This window comes from Micromonospora sp. NPDC007230, from assembly GCF_042869115.1.
Lineage (GTDB): Bacteria > Actinomycetota > Actinomycetes > Mycobacteriales > Micromonosporaceae > Micromonospora.
Genome location: NZ_JBIAFE010000001.1, coordinates 92657 through 107337 on the forward strand (window position 1 = coordinate 92657; position 14681 = coordinate 107337).

The 14681-nt window shown below is 73.4% G+C and carries 12 protein-coding genes; 7 read left to right on the forward strand and 5 right to left on the reverse strand.

Features of this window, described 5'->3' with window-relative positions:
* The first annotated feature begins 22 nt into the window (after nt 1-22).
* Nucleotides 23-406 carry a WhiB family transcriptional regulator gene (locus ACFYML_RS00450; RefSeq protein WP_357438037.1) on the forward strand — a complete coding sequence of 128 codons (384 nt, stop codon included), beginning with the start codon at nt 23-25 and terminating at the stop codon, nt 404-406.
* A gap of 292 nt (nt 407-698) precedes the next feature.
* Here ACFYML_RS00450 and ACFYML_RS00455 read toward each other — a convergent pair whose 3' ends face one another.
* The 3 genes from ACFYML_RS00455 to groES all read right to left on the reverse strand — a co-directional run bounded on the left by ACFYML_RS00455 (nt 699) and on the right by groES (nt 4480).
* Nucleotides 699-2330, reverse strand: coding sequence for a molybdopterin-dependent oxidoreductase (locus ACFYML_RS00455; protein WP_387418604.1), 1632 nt, complete (start codon nt 2328-2330; stop codon nt 699-701).
* A 118-nt stretch (nt 2331-2448) separates the two neighbouring features.
* Nucleotides 2449-4095 carry a chaperonin GroEL gene (gene groL / locus ACFYML_RS00460; protein ID WP_387418605.1) on the reverse strand — a complete coding sequence of 549 codons (1647 nt, stop codon included), beginning with the start codon at nt 4093-4095 and terminating at the stop codon, nt 2449-2451.
* A gap of 70 nt (nt 4096-4165) precedes the next feature.
* On the reverse strand, nt 4166-4480 hold the full coding sequence (gene groES / locus ACFYML_RS00465) for a co-chaperone GroES (protein ID WP_018222648.1): 315 nt from the start codon (nt 4478-4480) through the stop codon (nt 4166-4168).
* Between the two features lie 259 nt (nt 4481-4739).
* On the opposite strand from groES, the gene ACFYML_RS00470 reads away from it, so the two are divergent.
* From ACFYML_RS00470 to ACFYML_RS00495, 6 genes are all read left to right on the forward strand, one after another.
* A complete protein-coding gene (locus ACFYML_RS00470) occupies nt 4740-5960 on the forward strand; it encodes a methyltransferase domain-containing protein (protein WP_387418606.1) in 1221 nt (406 codons plus the stop codon).
* 51 nt (nt 5961-6011) lie between these two features.
* On the forward strand, nt 6012-6491 hold the full coding sequence (ybaK, locus tag ACFYML_RS00475) for a Cys-tRNA(Pro) deacylase (RefSeq protein ID WP_387418607.1): 480 nt from the start codon (nt 6012-6014) through the stop codon (nt 6489-6491).
* 204 nt (nt 6492-6695) lie between these two features.
* Complete coding sequence (locus ACFYML_RS00480; RefSeq protein ID WP_387418608.1) at nt 6696-7790, forward strand: sugar ABC transporter substrate-binding protein; 1095 nt, start codon at nt 6696-6698, stop codon at nt 7788-7790.
* 107 nt (nt 7791-7897) lie between these two features.
* Nucleotides 7898-8722 (forward strand): ATP-binding cassette domain-containing protein, encoded by an 825-nt coding sequence (locus tag ACFYML_RS00485; RefSeq protein ID WP_387418609.1) that lies wholly within the window; start codon nt 7898-7900, stop codon nt 8720-8722.
* Nucleotides 8719-9978 (forward strand): sugar ABC transporter permease, encoded by a 1260-nt coding sequence (locus ACFYML_RS00490; RefSeq protein ID WP_387418610.1) that lies wholly within the window; start codon nt 8719-8721, stop codon nt 9976-9978. The genes ACFYML_RS00485 and ACFYML_RS00490 overlap by 4 nt, the downstream gene beginning before the upstream one ends.
* A gap of 25 nt (nt 9979-10003) precedes the next feature.
* A complete protein-coding gene (locus tag ACFYML_RS00495; RefSeq protein WP_387418611.1) occupies nt 10004-11185 on the forward strand; it encodes an ROK family protein in 1182 nt (393 codons plus the stop codon).
* 31 nt (nt 11186-11216) lie between these two features.
* On the opposite strand, the gene ACFYML_RS00500 is transcribed toward ACFYML_RS00495, so the two are convergent.
* Nucleotides 11217-12977 carry an ABC transporter ATP-binding protein gene (locus tag ACFYML_RS00500; RefSeq protein WP_387418612.1) on the reverse strand — a complete coding sequence of 587 codons (1761 nt, stop codon included), beginning with the start codon at nt 12975-12977 and terminating at the stop codon, nt 11217-11219.
* Entirely contained in the window at nt 12974-14680 is a 1707-nt protein-coding gene (locus ACFYML_RS00505) for an ABC transporter ATP-binding protein (RefSeq protein ID WP_387418613.1), read from the reverse strand. Before ACFYML_RS00505 ends, ACFYML_RS00500 begins: the two co-directional genes overlap by 4 nt.
* Between the last annotated feature and the right edge of the window lies 1 nt (nt 14681).

Below are 14681 nucleotides of genomic sequence, written 5' to 3' on the forward strand. Positions count from 1 at the left end.
CCGCGCGGGAGGAGGGGTGCTGATGTCGAACGTACGCAGACTGCCTGGACCCATTGTCGACCTGTGGGACTGGCAGCGGCTCGGTGCCTGCCGGGGGAGGGACAGCGCTCAGTTCTTCCACCCCGACGGGGAGCGCGGCTCCTCGCGGCTGCGCCGCGAGTCCGGTGCCAAGGCCGTCTGCCGGGCCTGCCCGGTACGGGCCGAGTGCGCCGCCCACGCCCTGTCGGTCCGCGAGCCGTACGGCGTGTGGGGCGGGTTCAGCGAGGCGGAGCGGCTCCGACTGCTCGCCCTCGGCTGGGAGGACCTCGCCGACCGCCGGCACACCCGGGTCGACGTGGCCCGGCTGGAGGCCCGGCTCGGCCAACCGCACAGATCCACCGTGCCGGAACAGCGCAAGGTCGCCTGACCGGCCGAACCGACCATCCCGACGCCGCGTCCCGAACTCCGGGCGCGGCGTCGTGTGTGCGCCGTCGGGCCGGACCCGCCAGGCGACGCCGGCTCCGCGCGGGGAGGCAGGTTCCCGCTCCCTTTCGAGCTGACATCACGAACGACTCGGCACGCGCGTGAGTCGTTCACGACATCAGCTCCACAGCGAGCGAGCAGAGTCTCTCCGGCCCCGCGCCGCCAGCCACCCGCGGCGGCCACCCTCGCCGCGCACGTGCCCGTCGTGGAGATCGACCCGGCGTCCGTCGGCCGGTTCAGCCGACGGTGACCCGTACCGTGTGCCAGCCGGTGGCCCCGTCCGGCGCGACCGGCCGCTGCTCCCCCGGCTGGGTCTCGCCGTCGGCGTCGCTGGCGCGTACCTGGAGGGTGTGCTCGCCCGGGGTGGCGGCCCAGCGCCACGACCACTGCACCCAGGTGTCCACCGAGACCGCCGGGGCGAGCGTCGCCTGCTGCCAGGGCCCGCCGTCGACGCGTACCTCGACGGTCCGGATGCCCCGGTGCTGCGCCCAGGCCACCCCGGCGACCGTGACCGGGCCGGCGGTGAGCCGGTTGCGCGGGCGCGGCGTGTCGATCCGCGACTGGGTCTTGATCGGCGCCTGCGCCGACCACCCGCGCGGCACCCAGTACGCGTCGAAGTCGGCGAAGCGGGTCAGCTCCAGCTCGGTCACCCACTTGCACGCCGAGACGTACCCGTAGAGCCCGGGCACCACCATGCGCACCGGAAAGCCGTGCTCGACCGGCAACGGCTCGCCGTTCATGCCGACCGCGAGCAGCGCGTCGCGGCCGTCCCGCAGCACCGCCGTCGGGGTGCCGCAGGTCCAGCCGTCGACCGAGCGCCCGACCACCTGGTCCGCGCCCTCCTCCGGCTCGGCCTCGTCCAGCAACTCCTTGATCGGTACGCCGAGCCACCGGGCATTGCCGATCAGGTCCCCGCCCACCTCGTTCGAGACGCAGGCCAACGTCACGTAGCGCTCGACCATCGGCCGGGCGAGCAGGTCGGCGAAGCTCAACTCGATCGGCTTGCGTACCCGGCCGTGGATGCGCATCCGCCAGGTCGCCGGGTCCACCTGCGGCACCACCAGGGCGGTGTCGATCCGGTAGAACTCCCGGTTCGGGGTCACGTAGGGGGCGAGCCGGCTCACCGACAGGTCCGCGCCGGCCGGCACCGGCGGGGCGGGCGCCACCGGGGTGGGCAGGGCCACCGCCTGCCGGGCCGCCGAGACGCCCCGCCGGCCGGCCAGCCAGTGCCCGCCGAGCCCGGCCACCGCCGCCGTCCCGGCCAGCAGGCCGACGTCGCGCAGGAACCGCCGCCGCGGCCCCGGGTCGCCGCGCTCCAGCGGCTCCCACCCCGCGACGGGCTCCTCCCGCGCGAGCGCGGCGACGGCCGGGGGTGGGGTGGGCCCGGGTGAGGTGGCCCGGTGTGGTGCGTCCGGGGCCGCCGGCCCGGGATCCACCCGCAGCGGGCCGGCGACGAAGGCCCAGAGCGTCAGCGCCCCCAGCCCGCCGCCGACCAGCGAGGGCAGCGCGTCGGCGGCGTCCGCGCCGGCCCGGGTCAGCGCGGCGGCCACCCCGAGGGCGGCGAACCCGGCGATGCCGGCCGGGCCGGTCCAGAGTCGCCGGGCCGCGAGCACGCCGAGCAGCGCGGCGAACGCGGCCAGCAGCACCGCCGTCCCGACCAGCAGGGCGATCTTGTCGTACCGGCCGAAGAGCGCGATGGCGAACTGCTTGAGCGGCTCGGGCACCAGGTCGACCACCAGGCCGCCGACTGCGATCAGTGGCGCCGAGCTGGGGCCGGTGAGGACGGCCACCGGCTCGGCCGAGCCGATCGCCACGGCCGCGGCGGTGACCCCGGCCAGCGCCGCCCGGCGGCGGGACATGCTGCTCACGCCGACCAGTGTGGGCGCGCCCAGCGGCCGACCGCCAGCCACGTCAGCGTTCCGTAAGCAGATACGGATCAGGGCACACCGCGTGGGCGGTGTGCCCTGACTCAGGCCGTACGGGGGATCAGAAGCCCGGGCCGTGCTGGTGGCCGTGACCGTGGCCGTGGCCGTGCCCACCGCCGGCGGCCGGCTCGGCCTTCTCCGGCTTCTCCACCACCAGGCTCTCGGTGGTGAGCAGCAGGCCGGCGATCGAGGCGGCGTTGGTGACCGCGTTGCGGGTCACCTTCACCGGGTCGATGATGCCGGCCTTGACCAGGTCCACGTACTCGCCCTTGGCGGCGTCGAGGCCGTGGCCCCACTCCTTGCCGGCGACCTTCTGCACCACCACGTAGCCGTCGTGGCCGGCGTTCTGGGCGATCCAGCGCAGCGGCTCGACCAGCGCCTTGCGCACGATCGAGACGCCGACCTTCTCGTCACCGGTGAAGCCGAGGTCGTCGTCGAGCGCCGGCAGGATCTGGGCCAGAGCGGCGCCGCCGCCCGGGACCGTACCCTCCTCCACCGCGGCCTTGGTCGCCGCGATGGCGTCCTCGATGCGGTGCTTGCGCTCCTTCATCTCGACCTCGGTGGCCGCGCCCGCCTTGATGACCGCGATGCCACCGGAGAGCTTCGCCAGCCGCTCGGCCAGCTTCTCCCGGTCCCACTCGGAGTCCGAGGCCTCGATCTCCTTGCGGATCTGGGCGACCCGGTCGGCGACCTCGGAGGCCCGACCGCCACCGTCGACGACGGTGGTGGTCTCCTTGTCGACCACCACGCGGCGGGCGGTGCCGAGCACCTCCACACCGACCTGGTCGAGCTTGTAGCCCAGCTCCGGGGCGACCAGCTCGGCACCGGTCAGGATCGCCATGTCCTGCAGCATCGCCTTGCGGCGGTCGCCGAAGCCGGGAGCCTTCACCGCGCAGACCTTGAGGGTCTTGCGGATCGCGTTGACCACCAGGGTGGACAGCGCCTGGCCCTCGACGTCCTCGGCGATGATCAGCAGCGGCTTGTTCTGCTGGAGGACCTTCTCCAGCAGCGGCAGCAGCTCCTCGATCGCCGAGATCTTCTGGGTGGTGATCAGGATGTACGGGTCCTCCAGGACCGACTCCTGCCCCTCCACGTCGGTGACGAAGTTGGGCGAGATGAAGCCCTTGTCGAACTGGAGGCCCTCGGTCACCTCCAGCTCAGTGGTGAGCGCGGAGCCCTCCTCGACGGTGATGACACCGTCGCGGCCGACCTTCTCCATCGCCTCGGCGATCAGCTCGCCGATGGTGGCGTCCTGCGCGGAGATCGTCGCGACGTGCGCGATCGACTCCTTGTCGGCCACCTCGACGGCCCGGCCGAGCAGGGCCTCGGAGACCTTGTTCGCCGCCGCGTCGATGCCCCGCTTGAGGCCGGCCGGGTTGGCGCCGGCCGCGACGTTGCGCAGGCCCTCGCGGACCATCGCCTGGGCCAGCACGGTCGCGGTGGTGGTCCCGTCGCCGGCGACGTCGTTGGTCTTGGTCGCCACCTCCTTGACCAGCTGCGCGCCGAGGTTCTCGTACGGGTTGGTGAGCTCGATCTCCTTGGCGATGGTCACGCCATCGTTGGTGATCGTCGGTGCACCGAACTTCTTGTCCAGGACGACGTTGCGCCCGCGCGGGCCGAGGGTGACCTTGACCGCGTCCGCGAGAGCGTTGACACCGTGCTCGAGCAGGTGCCGAGCGTCGTCCGAGAAGCTGAGGATCTTCGCCATCGGTATCCCTTCGAAGCGACGCTGCCCCGGCCCGGCGAGCCGGACCGGGGCAACGACACTGATCGGTTGCTTACTTCTCGATGACCGCGAGGACGTCGCGGGCGGAGAGCACCAGGTACTCCTCGCCGGCGTACTTGACCTCGGTGCCGCCGTACTTCGAGTACAGGACGGTGTCGCCGACCTTCACGTCGATCGGAACGCGGTTGCCCTTGTCGTCGATCCGGCCCGGGCCGACAGCGAGGACGGTGCCCTCCTGCGGCTTCTCCTTGGCGGTGTCGGGGATCACGATGCCCGACGCCGTGGTGGTCTCAGCCTCGTTCGCCTGGACCACGATCCGGTCCTCGAGCGGCTTGATCGCAACCTTGGTCGCGGTAGTCACGGGCATACCCTCCTGGGGTACTGGTTTCGTTGCCGGTCGACACGCCGACCGGCGTCAATCTGCCACATGCCACCGGGCGGGGCCGTCGTCGCGGGTGCCGGTCCGCCTGGCGTTCAACCCCCGGACACCAGGGCCCGGGCGTTGGCACCCTCAGGGTGAGAGTGCTAATCGCAGGTTATTCCTCGGCTAGCACTCCGTCAAGGAGAGTGCCAACGGAACGGCCCCGTGTCGCCCACACCTTCGCCCCCGGCGGGAGAATGGGCGGGTGGATCTCGACCAGCTCGCCGCGCTGCGTACCCCCGAGGGGTCGGCCGCCCTCGCGGCGGCCGCCGAGGTGGCCGGCGGCGACCCGCTGGCCGCGGCGGCCCGGCTCCGCTCGGCGGGGTTCCCGGCCGGGCTGGCCGCCGCCGCGCTCACCCAGGCCGAGCTGCGCCGCCGAGCGGTCGGCAAGTTCGGGCCCGAGGCCGCCGGCATGTTCCTCACCCGCCCCGGGCTGGAGCAGGCCACCCGCCGGGTGGTCGCCGACCGACGGGCCGCGCGGCTGCGCGCCGCCGGCGTGCGCACCCTCGCCGACCTGGGGTGCGGCCTCGGCGCCGACGCACTCGCCGCCGCCCGCGCCGGCATCCGGGTGTACGGGGTGGAGGCCGACCCGGCGACCGCCGCGATGGCCGCCGCGAACGCCGAGGCGGCCGGGCTGGCCGACCTGTTCACCGTCGAGTGCGGGGACGCGACGGCGTTCGACGTGACCCGGGTGGACGCGGTCTTCTGCGACCCGGCGCGACGGGCGGCCGGCACCGGGCGGCGGATCTTCGATCCGAACGCCTACTCGCCGCCCTGGGATTTCGTCACCGGGCTGGCCGAGCGGGTGCCGCGGACCGTGGTGAAGGTGGCCCCCGGGCTGGACCACGCGCTGATCCCGGCGGGCGCCGAGGCGGAGTGGGTCAGCGTGGCCGGCGACCTGGTCGAGGCCGCCCTCTGGTGCGGCGAGCTGGCCGAGGTGCCCCGCCGCGCGACCGTGCTGACGGAAGGGCCCCCGCTCCACGCCGCCGGCAGCGGAGCGGCGCCCTGCCATCAGCTCACCGGCTCCGGCGACGCCGAGGCGCCGGTGGGCGCGGTCCGGCGGTACGTGTACGACCCCGACCCGGCGGTGGTCCGCGCGCACCTGGTCGCCGAGCTGGCCGCGGAGCTGTCCGCGACACTCGCCGACCCGAGCATCGCCTACCTGTACGCCGACGCGCCGGTGGCCACCCCGTACGCCCGCTGCCTGGAGGTCACCGACGTGCTGCCGTTCTCGCTGAAGCGGCTGCGCGCCCTGCTGCGCGAGCGCCGCGTGGGCCGGGTCGAGATCCTCAAGCGCGGCTCGGCGCTGGAGCCGGAGCAGCTGCGCCGGGACCTGAAGCTCGCCGGCAAGGCGGCGGCCAGCCTGATGCTCACCCGGGTGGGCGGCGCGCCGACCGTGCTGATCTGCCAGCCGGTGCCGGGCTGAGCCGGGATTTCGACTCGCCCCGCCGGCCCGGGCGGGGTTAGCTTGTCGGGCATGGCGGGACAGGGCACTCCGGCGACGGCGCTGCTGGCCAAGCGCAAGATCAGCCACAGCACCCACCCGTACCAGGTCTCGCCGGACGCGCCGAACTACGGCGCGCTGGTCGCGGCGGCCCTCGGGGTGCCGCCGGAGCGGGTGTTCAAGTCCCTGGTCACCGAGGTCGACGGCGGGCTGACCGTGGCGGTCGTGCCGGTCACCGGGGAGCTGGACCTCAAGGCACTGGCCGCCGCGGCGGGCGGCAAGCGGGCGACCATGGCGGACCGGGTCGTGGCCGAGCGGGCCACCGGCTACGTGCGCGGCGGGATCAGCCCGCTGGGTCAGCGCAAGCGGCTGCCCACGGTGGTGGACGCGTCCGCCCTGGACCACCCGACCGTCTACGTCTCGGCGGGTCGCCGCGGCCTGCAACTGCAACTCGCCCCGGCTGATCTGGTCGCGCTGACCGACGCCGTCACCGCGCCGATCGCCGCCGCCTGATCCACCCCGGAGTCGCTCCACGGGCGTTCCCGCACCTCGTGCGGGGAGCGCTCTCAGCCGGGTGACAGTGGCGTTGCTGAATTGTTACCGCCGCCAACAAACTACCGACCTCGGCAGTCTTGCGCTCGTCACGCATACGGGAATACGTTGCCGGACACAACAAACCATCGACCACTCCCCCACCCCCGGAAAGGACCCGTGCACATGCGCAAGGGCTTCCTCACCTTCGCCGCCGTCGGCCTGCTGGCCACCGGCAGCATGGCCGCCTGCGGCGACAACGGCGGTTCCGACCAGGCCGGCAGCGCCAAGAAGCCGAAGATCGGCGTCATCCTCCCGGACAGCAAGTCCTCCGCCCGCTGGGAGACCGCGGACCGCAAGTACCTCAAGGCGGCCTTCGACGCCGCGGGCGTTGACTCCGACATCCAGAACGCCCAGAACGACAAGACCGCGTTCCAGACCATCGCGGACCAGATGATCACCAACGGCGTGACCGTCCTGATGATCGTCAACCTGGACTCCGGCACCGGCAAGGCCGTCCTGGACAAGGCGAAGTCCCAGGGCGTAGCCACCATCGACTACGACCGGCTCACCCTCGGCGGGTCGGCGCAGTACTACGTCAGCTTCGACAACGAGGCGGTCGGCAAGCTCCAGGGCGAGGGCCTGAGCAAGTGCCTGACCGACAAGGGCGCCAAGAACCCGGCGATCGCCTACCTCAACGGCTCGCCGACCGACAACAACGCCACCCTGTTCAAGAACGGGTACGACTCGGTGCTCAAGCCGAAGTTCGACTCGAAGGAGTACACCAAGGCCGCCGACGACTCCGTGCCGGAGTGGGACAACGCCCAGGCCGCCACGATCTTCGAGCAGCAGCTCACCAAGGCCGGCGGCAAGATCGACGGGGTGCTCGCCGCCAACGACGGCCTCGGCAACGCGGCCATCTCGGTGCTGAAGAAGAACAAGCTCAACGGCAAGGTCCCGGTGACCGGCCAGGACGCCACCGCCCCGGGCCTGCAGAACATCCTCGCCGGTGACCAGTGCATGACCGTCTACAAGGCGGTCAAGCAGGAGGCCGACGCCGCCGCGGACCTGGCCATCGGTCTCGCCAAGGGGAAGACGAAGGACACCGGCCAGACCGTCAAGGACCCGGAGAGCGGCCGGGACGTGCCGGCCGTGCTGCTGGAGCCGAAGGCGATCTACAAGGACAACGTCAAGGACGTCGTGGCCGACGGCTATGTGACCAAGGAAGAGCTCTGCACCGGGGCGTACGCAAAGCTGTGCGCCGACGCCGGCATCAGCTGACCTTCCGTACCCCGCTTCAGGCAGTGCTGCCCGGCACGGGACGATCCCGTGCCGGGCAGCATTCCGGACGGGACCCGAGACCTCCCCTCCGTCCAAAGGAGACCCCCGTGTCCGCGAGCCCCCTGCTGGAACTACGCGGGATCGACAAGAGCTTCGGTCCCGTCCAGGTGCTGCGCAACGTCGCCTTCGCCGCCCACGCCGGTGAGGTGACCGCGCTGGTCGGCGACAACGGCGCCGGCAAGTCGACCCTGGTCAAGTGCATCAGCGGCATCTACCCCACGGATGCCGGCGAGTTCCTCTTTAACGGCCAGCCGGTGGGCATCCACGGCCCCCGAGACGCCGCCGCGCTCGGTATCGAGGTCGTCTATCAGGACCTCGCGCTCTGCGACAACCTCGACATCGTGCAGAACATGTTCCTCGGCCGGGAGAAGCGCAGTGGCATCGTGCTCGATGAGCCGACCATGGAGCAGATGGCCGCGGAGACCCTGGCCGGGCTCAGCGTCCGTACGGTGAAGTCGCTGCGCCAGCACGTCTCCAGCCTCTCCGGTGGCCAGCGCCAGACCGTGGCGATCGCCAAGGCGGTGCTGTGGAACAGCAAGCTGGTCATCCTGGACGAGCCGACCGCCGCGCTCGGCGTCGCGCAGACCGCCCAGGTGCTCGAACTGGTCCGCCGGCTGGCCGACAACGGCCTGGCGGTGGTGCTCATCTCGCACAACATGAACGACGTCTTCGCCGTCTCCGACCGGATCGCCGCGCTCTACCTCGGCCAGATGGTCGCCCAGGTGAAGACCACCGAAATCACCCACTCGCAGGTGGTCGAGCTGATCACCGCCGGCCGCTCCGGCAGCCTCGGCCTCGCCGCCGATTCGGCGCCGGGCGGCAACGGCAACGGCGCCGAGCCCGCCGACACGACCCCAGGAGCCCTCCGATGACCACCACCGCCGTGCAGAAGGAAGGCCCCGCCGCCGTCGCGCCGGCACCGACCGTCGGCAGCCACCTCCACAACTACTGGCGCCGGGTACGCGGTGGCGACATCGGCGCGCTCCCCGCCGTCGGCATGCTCGTCCTGCTCTGCGCCGCCTTCTCGATCGTGCGCCCGTCGTTCTTCACCGCCGGCAACTTTGCCAACCTGTTCACCCAGGGCGCGGCGATCACCCTGATCTCGATGGGGCTGGTCTTCGTGCTGCTGCTCGGCGAGATCGACCTCTCCGCCGGCTTCGCCAGCGGGGTCTGCGCCGCCGTGCTGGCCAACGTGGTGACCGTGTTCGGCTACCCCTGGTACGTGGCGGTGCTCGCCGCGATCGCCACCGGTGTGGTCATCGGCACGCTGCTCGGCCTGCTGGTGGCGAAGGTCGGCATCCCCTCCTTCGTGGTGACCCTCGCCGGCTTCCTCGCCTTCCAGGGCATCGCGCTGATGCTCGTGGAGGAGGGCAAGAACATCTCGGTGCGGGACGACGTGCTGCTGGCCATCGCCAACCGGAACCTCCCCCCGGCGGTGGGCTGGCTGCTCGCCGCCGTCGGCGTCGCCGGCTACGCGGCGGTCCAACTGCTCCGGCACCGCCAGCGCTCCGTCCGTGGCCTGCTGACCGACCCGATCGCGGTGGTCCTCGCCCGGATCGGCGCGCTGGCGCTGATCCTGGGTGCCGCCGTCTTCATCCTCAACCTGGAGCGCAGCCGCAACGTCCTGATCACCTCACTCAAGGGCGTACCGATCGTGGTGCCGGTCATCGCGGTGCTGCTGATCGTCTGGACCTTCGTGCTCCAGCGCACCAGCTACGGCCGGCACGTCTACGCCGTCGGCGGCAACCGGGAGGCGGCCCGCCGCGCCGGCATCAACGTCGACCGGATCCGGATCTCGGTCTTCGTGATCTGCTCCGCCATGGCGGCCATCGGCGGCATCGTCGCGGCCAGCCGGGCCAACTCGGTCGACCCGAACACGGGTGGCAGCAGCGTCCTGCTCTACGCCGTCGGCGCGGCGGTCATCGGCGGCACGAGCCTCTTCGGCGGCAAGGGCCGGGTGCTCGACGCGGTGCTCGGCGGTGCGGTGATCGCCGTCATTGACAACGGGATGGGCCTGATGGGATACAGCTCAGGCGTCAAGTACGTGGTCACCGGCATCGTCCTGCTCGGCGCCGCCACCATCGACGCACTGTCCCGGCGGCGGGCCGCCGCCACCGGCACCCGCTGAACCGCTTACGGAAATGGCTGTGGCAATGCGCGCAGGACCGAGCCAGGACGAGATCCGTCGGCAGAACCTGGGCGCATTGCTGCGTTACGTGCACGTGCACGGCGCCACCACCCGCGCCGAGCTGACCACCGCCCTGGGGTTGAACCGCAGCACCATCGGCGCGCTGACCGCCGACCTGGCTGGCGCCGGTCTGGTCAGCGAGGGGGCGCCGAAGGAGACCGGCCGGGCCGGACGACCCTCGCTGGTCGTCCGGCCCGAGTCGGCCCGGGTCTACGCGTACGCGTACAGCGTGGAGGTGGACCGGCTGCGGGCCGCGCGGATCGGTCTCGGCGGTGTGGTGCTCGACCGCCGGGAGCTGGACCGGCCCCGCAACCTGGTCGCCGGCGAGGCCGCGCCGCTGCTGGCCGGCGCGGTCAAGGAGATGCACCAGTCGGTGCCGGCGGGCTCCATCTGCATCGGGGCCGGTGTCGCCGTCTGCGGCATGGTCCGCCGGGAGGACGGGCTGGTCCGGCTGAGCCCGACCACCGGCTGGGTGGACGAGCCGATCGGCGCGGCACTCGCCGCCGAACTGGGCACCGACGTACCGATCGCCGTCGGCAACGTGGCGGACGTGGCCGCCTTCGCCGAGCACGCCCGAGGCGTCGCGGCCGGCTGCGACAACGTCATCTACCTGTACGGGGACGTCGGCGTCGGGGCCGGCATCATCGCCGGCGGCCGGCGGCTCACCGGGCACGGCGGCTACAGCGGCGAGGTCGGCCACATGGTGGTGGTCCGCGACGGGGCCCGCTGCGAGTGCGGCCGCCGGGGCTGCTGGGAGACCGAGATCGGCGAGCACGGGCTGCTCCGGGCCGCCGGCCGCTCCGACGCCCGGGGCCGGGACGCGATGCTGGCCGTCTTCGACGCGGCCGACCGGGGTGACGCCCGCGCCCAGGTCGCCGTCCGGCAGGCCGGTGACTGGCTCGGCTTCGGGGTGGCCAACCTGGTCAACATCTTCAACCCGGAGATGGTCATCTTCGGCGGCACCATGCGCGACCTCTACCTGGCCGCCGCCGCCCAGGTCCGCAGCCGGCTCAACTCCAACGGGCTGCCCGCCTGCCTCGAGCACGTGCGGCTGCGTACGCCCAAGCTCGGCGCGGACGCGGCGCTGATCGGGGCCGCCGAGCTGGCCTTCGACCGCCTCCTCGCCGACCCCCTCGACGTCGGCTGACCGATCACCCCGGCGGGTGAACTTCTAGCCCTCAGCCGTGCCAGGAGCGCCAGAGCGCGGCGTACGAGCCGCCGGCGGCGACCAGTTCGTCGTGCGAGCCCAGCTCGGTGATCCGGCCGTCCTCCACCACCGCCACCCGGTCGGCGTCGTGCGCGGAGAAGAGCCGGTGCGCGATGGCGATGACCGTCCGCCCCGCCAGCACGGCGGCCAGGGAGCGCTCCAGCGCCCGGGCGGCGCGCGGATCGATCAGCGAGGTGGCCTCGTCCAGCACCAGCGTGTGCGGGTCGGCGAGCACCAGCCGGGCCAGCGCGAGCTGCTGCGCCTGGGCGGGCGAGAGCGGGTGCCCGCCCGCCCCGACCAGGGTGTCCAGCCCGTCCGGCAACGCCTCCGCCCAGCCCAGCGCGTCGACGGCGACCAGTGCGGCGCGTACCTGGGCCGGCTCCGCGTCCGGCCGGACCATCGCCACGTTCTCGGCCAGGGAGCCGATGAAGACGTGGTGCTCCTGGCTGACCAGTGCGACGTGGCTGCGCAGCTCGGCCAGGGGCAGGCCGGTGAGCGGACGGCCGTCCACGGTGACCGAGCCGGAGCGGGGCGGGTGCACCCCGGCCAGCAGCCGCCCCAACGTGGACTTCCCCGCGCCGGACGGGCCCACCATGGCCAGCTTCTCCCCGGGCCGGGGCACCAGGGTCACGCCGTGCAGCACGTCGTGTCCCGTCCGGTAGGCGTACCGGACGTCGTGGGCGGCCACCCGGCCGTCACCCCGCCCCGGCCCGCGACCGGTGGACGCCGCCGGGGCGTCGGCCGGCTCGGCGGTGGGGTCGGCCGCCACCCCGAGCAGCCGGGCCAGCGAGGCGCCGCCGACCTGCAGCTCGTCCAGCCAGGCGAGGAGCCGGTCGACCGGATCCACCAGTTGCTGGGCGTAGAGGGTGGCGGCGGTGACCTGCCCGAGGCTCACCCAGCCCTTGAGATAAAACCAGCCGCCGATGAGCAGGGTGGCCACCACCGGTACGACGTACCCGAACTCGGCCACCGGCCAGAAGACCGTGCGCAGGTAGAGGGTGTACTTCTCGGCCGCGTACGACCGGCGGATGTCCGCGTCGGTGCGGGCCCGGCGGCGGGCCTGCTGACGCAGTGCCTCGGTGGTCCGGGAGCCCTCCACCACCTCGTTGATCCCGTCGGTGATGTCCGAGTACGCGGCGTTCTCCCGCAGGTAGCCCGCCGGCGCACGGCGCAGGTACCACCGGGTGCCGGCGACCAGCACCGGGACCGCGAGCAGCGCGGGCAGCACCAGCAGCGGGCCGGTCAGCAGCAACGCGCCGAGGATCAGCAGCACGGTGACCGCCGAGATCAGCGTCTCCGGCACGGCGAACCGCACCGTCCGGGAGAGCGCCGCGACGTCCCGGGAGGTGCGGGTGAGCAGGTCGCCGGTGCCGGCGCGCTCCACCGTGGCCAGCGGCAGGGCGAGCACCCGCTCGACGAACTCCTCGCGCAGCTCGGCGAGGACCCGCTCGCCGAGCCGGGCCGAGGCCAGGTGGGCGAAGCGGACCAGCACCGACTGGGCGACGATGAAACCGGCGATGGCCAGCGCGATCCGGTCGACGGTGACGGTGCCGACGCCCCGCGAGATCCCCTCCACCAGGTCGCCGAGGAGCCGGGGCGCGACCAGGCCGGCGGCCGCGGCGAGCGCGTGCAGGCCGAGCGCGGCGGCCAGCCCGCGCGGGTGCCGGCGGACCAGGGTACGCGCGTACCGGCGGACCTGGCCGGCGTCGGCGACGGGCAGGGCGGCGCTCACCGGTCCTCCTCCCGGCTCACCGTGGCCGCGTAGCGCGGCTCGACGGCGAGCAGTTCGTCGTGGCGGCCCTCCGCGACCACCTTGCCGTCCTCCACGAACACCACGTGCTCGGCACGGCCCAGCACCAGCGGACTGGTGGTGCAGACGAGCGTGGTCCGGCCGGGGCGCGCGGCGCACAGCCGGTCGGCGATCCGCGCCTCGGTGTGCGCGTCCACCGCGCTGGTCGGCTCGACCAGGATCAGCGTCTCCGGGTCCGCGACCAGCGCCCGCGCCAGCCGCAGCCGCTGCCGCTGCCCGCCGGAGAACTCCCGGCCGCGTTCGGCCACCTGGCTGTCCAGCCCGCCGGGCAGCGCGTCGACGATGTCGGTCGCGCCGGCCACGGCCAGCGCCGCCTCGACCGCGGCCCGGTCGCCCCGGTCGTGCGGGTCCAGCTCCACCCACAGCGGGCCGGTGAAGAGCTGCGCGTCGTTGTCGACCACCAGGATCCGCTCGCGCACCGTGGCCAGTGCCACGTCCCGCAGCGGTACGCCGTGCAGCGTCACGTCCCCGTCGACGTACCGGCCGAGCCGGTCGGCGATCTCGGCCGCGTCCTCGGGGACGCTGGCCACCAGCGCGGTGAGCCGACCCGGCCGCAGCACCAGCCCCGACCGGACGTCCACCAGCTCGCCCGGCCCGTCGGGCAGCGGCCGCGGGCGGGCCGGGTCGGTGAACTCCGGGGCGAGGCGGAGCAACCGGACCACCCGGCGGGCGGCCACGTGCCCCCGGGTCAGCTTGTCCGCCGCCTCGGTGAGGTTGCGCAGCGGGCTGACCAGGAAGGCGGTGTAGCCGTAGAACGCGACGAGCTGACCGGCGCTGATCTCGCCGGCCAGCGCGAACCGGGCCCCCAGCCAGGTCACCAGCACCAGGAAGACACCGGGCAGCAGGATCTGCGCCGCCTGGAGCAGCGACTCCACCCGGGCCACCCGCAGGCCGTCGGCGCGCAGCGCCTGGGACTGCTCCCGGTAGCGGGCGCCGAGCACCGGTTCCCCGCCCACGCCGCGCAGCACCCGCAGCCCGGAGACGATGTCGGCGGCGCGGGCGGTGAGCCGGCCGGTCGAGTCCCGGTACGCCCCCTGCTGCCGGTGCAGCGGCCGGATCAGCAGCGCCACCAGCCCCATGAGCAGCGGCACGCCGAGCACCACGACCAGCCCGAGGGGCACGGACGCGGTGAGCAGGATCATCGCCACGATGACGATCGCCACCACCGACCCGGCGCCCCGGGCGGTGATGTCGATGGCGCTGCCGATGTGCTCGATGTCGGCCGTACCGATGCTGACCACCTCGCCGGCGGCGACCCGGCGGGGCAGCGCGGCCCCGAGCCGGTTGGTGGCGTCGACCGCGACCTGCACGGTCCGGTACGCGGCGCCGAGCCAGTTGTGCACCGCGCACCGGTGCCGGAGGATGCCGGCGGTGGCCTGCAGGAGGCCCAGCCCCAGCAGCACGAGCCCCCAGCGCAGCAGGGCGTCCGGGTCGCGGTGGGTGAGGCCGGCGTCGACGGCCCGCCCGACCGCGGCCGGCATCAGCGCCTGCGCCACCATCCAGACGACGCCGAGCGCCAGGCCGGCACCGAAGATCAGCGGGTGTCGACCGGCCAGCCAGACCAGGTAACGGGTGGCGGACCGGGCGTCGGGGGTGCCGGGATCGCCGGCCGGTGAGAAACGCATG

Coding starts and splice junctions, on each gene's coding strand:
- ACFYML_RS00450 (WP_357438037.1), top strand. CDS start 23: ATGTCGAACGTACGCAGACTGCCTGGACCCATTGTCGACCTGTGGGAC.
- groL (WP_387418605.1), bottom strand. CDS start 4,095: ATGGCGAAGATCCTCAGCTTCTCGGACGACGCTCGGCACCTGCTCGAG.
- groES (WP_018222648.1), bottom strand. CDS start 4,480: ATGCCCGTGACTACCGCGACCAAGGTTGCGATCAAGCCGCTCGAGGAC.
- ybaK (WP_387418607.1), top strand. CDS start 6,012: ATGGCGGGACAGGGCACTCCGGCGACGGCGCTGCTGGCCAAGCGCAAG.
- ACFYML_RS00480 (WP_387418608.1), top strand. CDS start 6,696: ATGCGCAAGGGCTTCCTCACCTTCGCCGCCGTCGGCCTGCTGGCCACC.
- ACFYML_RS00490 (WP_387418610.1), top strand. CDS start 8,719: ATGACCACCACCGCCGTGCAGAAGGAAGGCCCCGCCGCCGTCGCGCCG.
- ACFYML_RS00495 (WP_387418611.1), top strand. CDS start 10,004: ATGCGCGCAGGACCGAGCCAGGACGAGATCCGTCGGCAGAACCTGGGC.
- ACFYML_RS00505 (WP_387418613.1), bottom strand. CDS start 14,680: ATGCGTTTCTCACCGGCCGGCGATCCCGGCACCCCCGACGCCCGGTCC.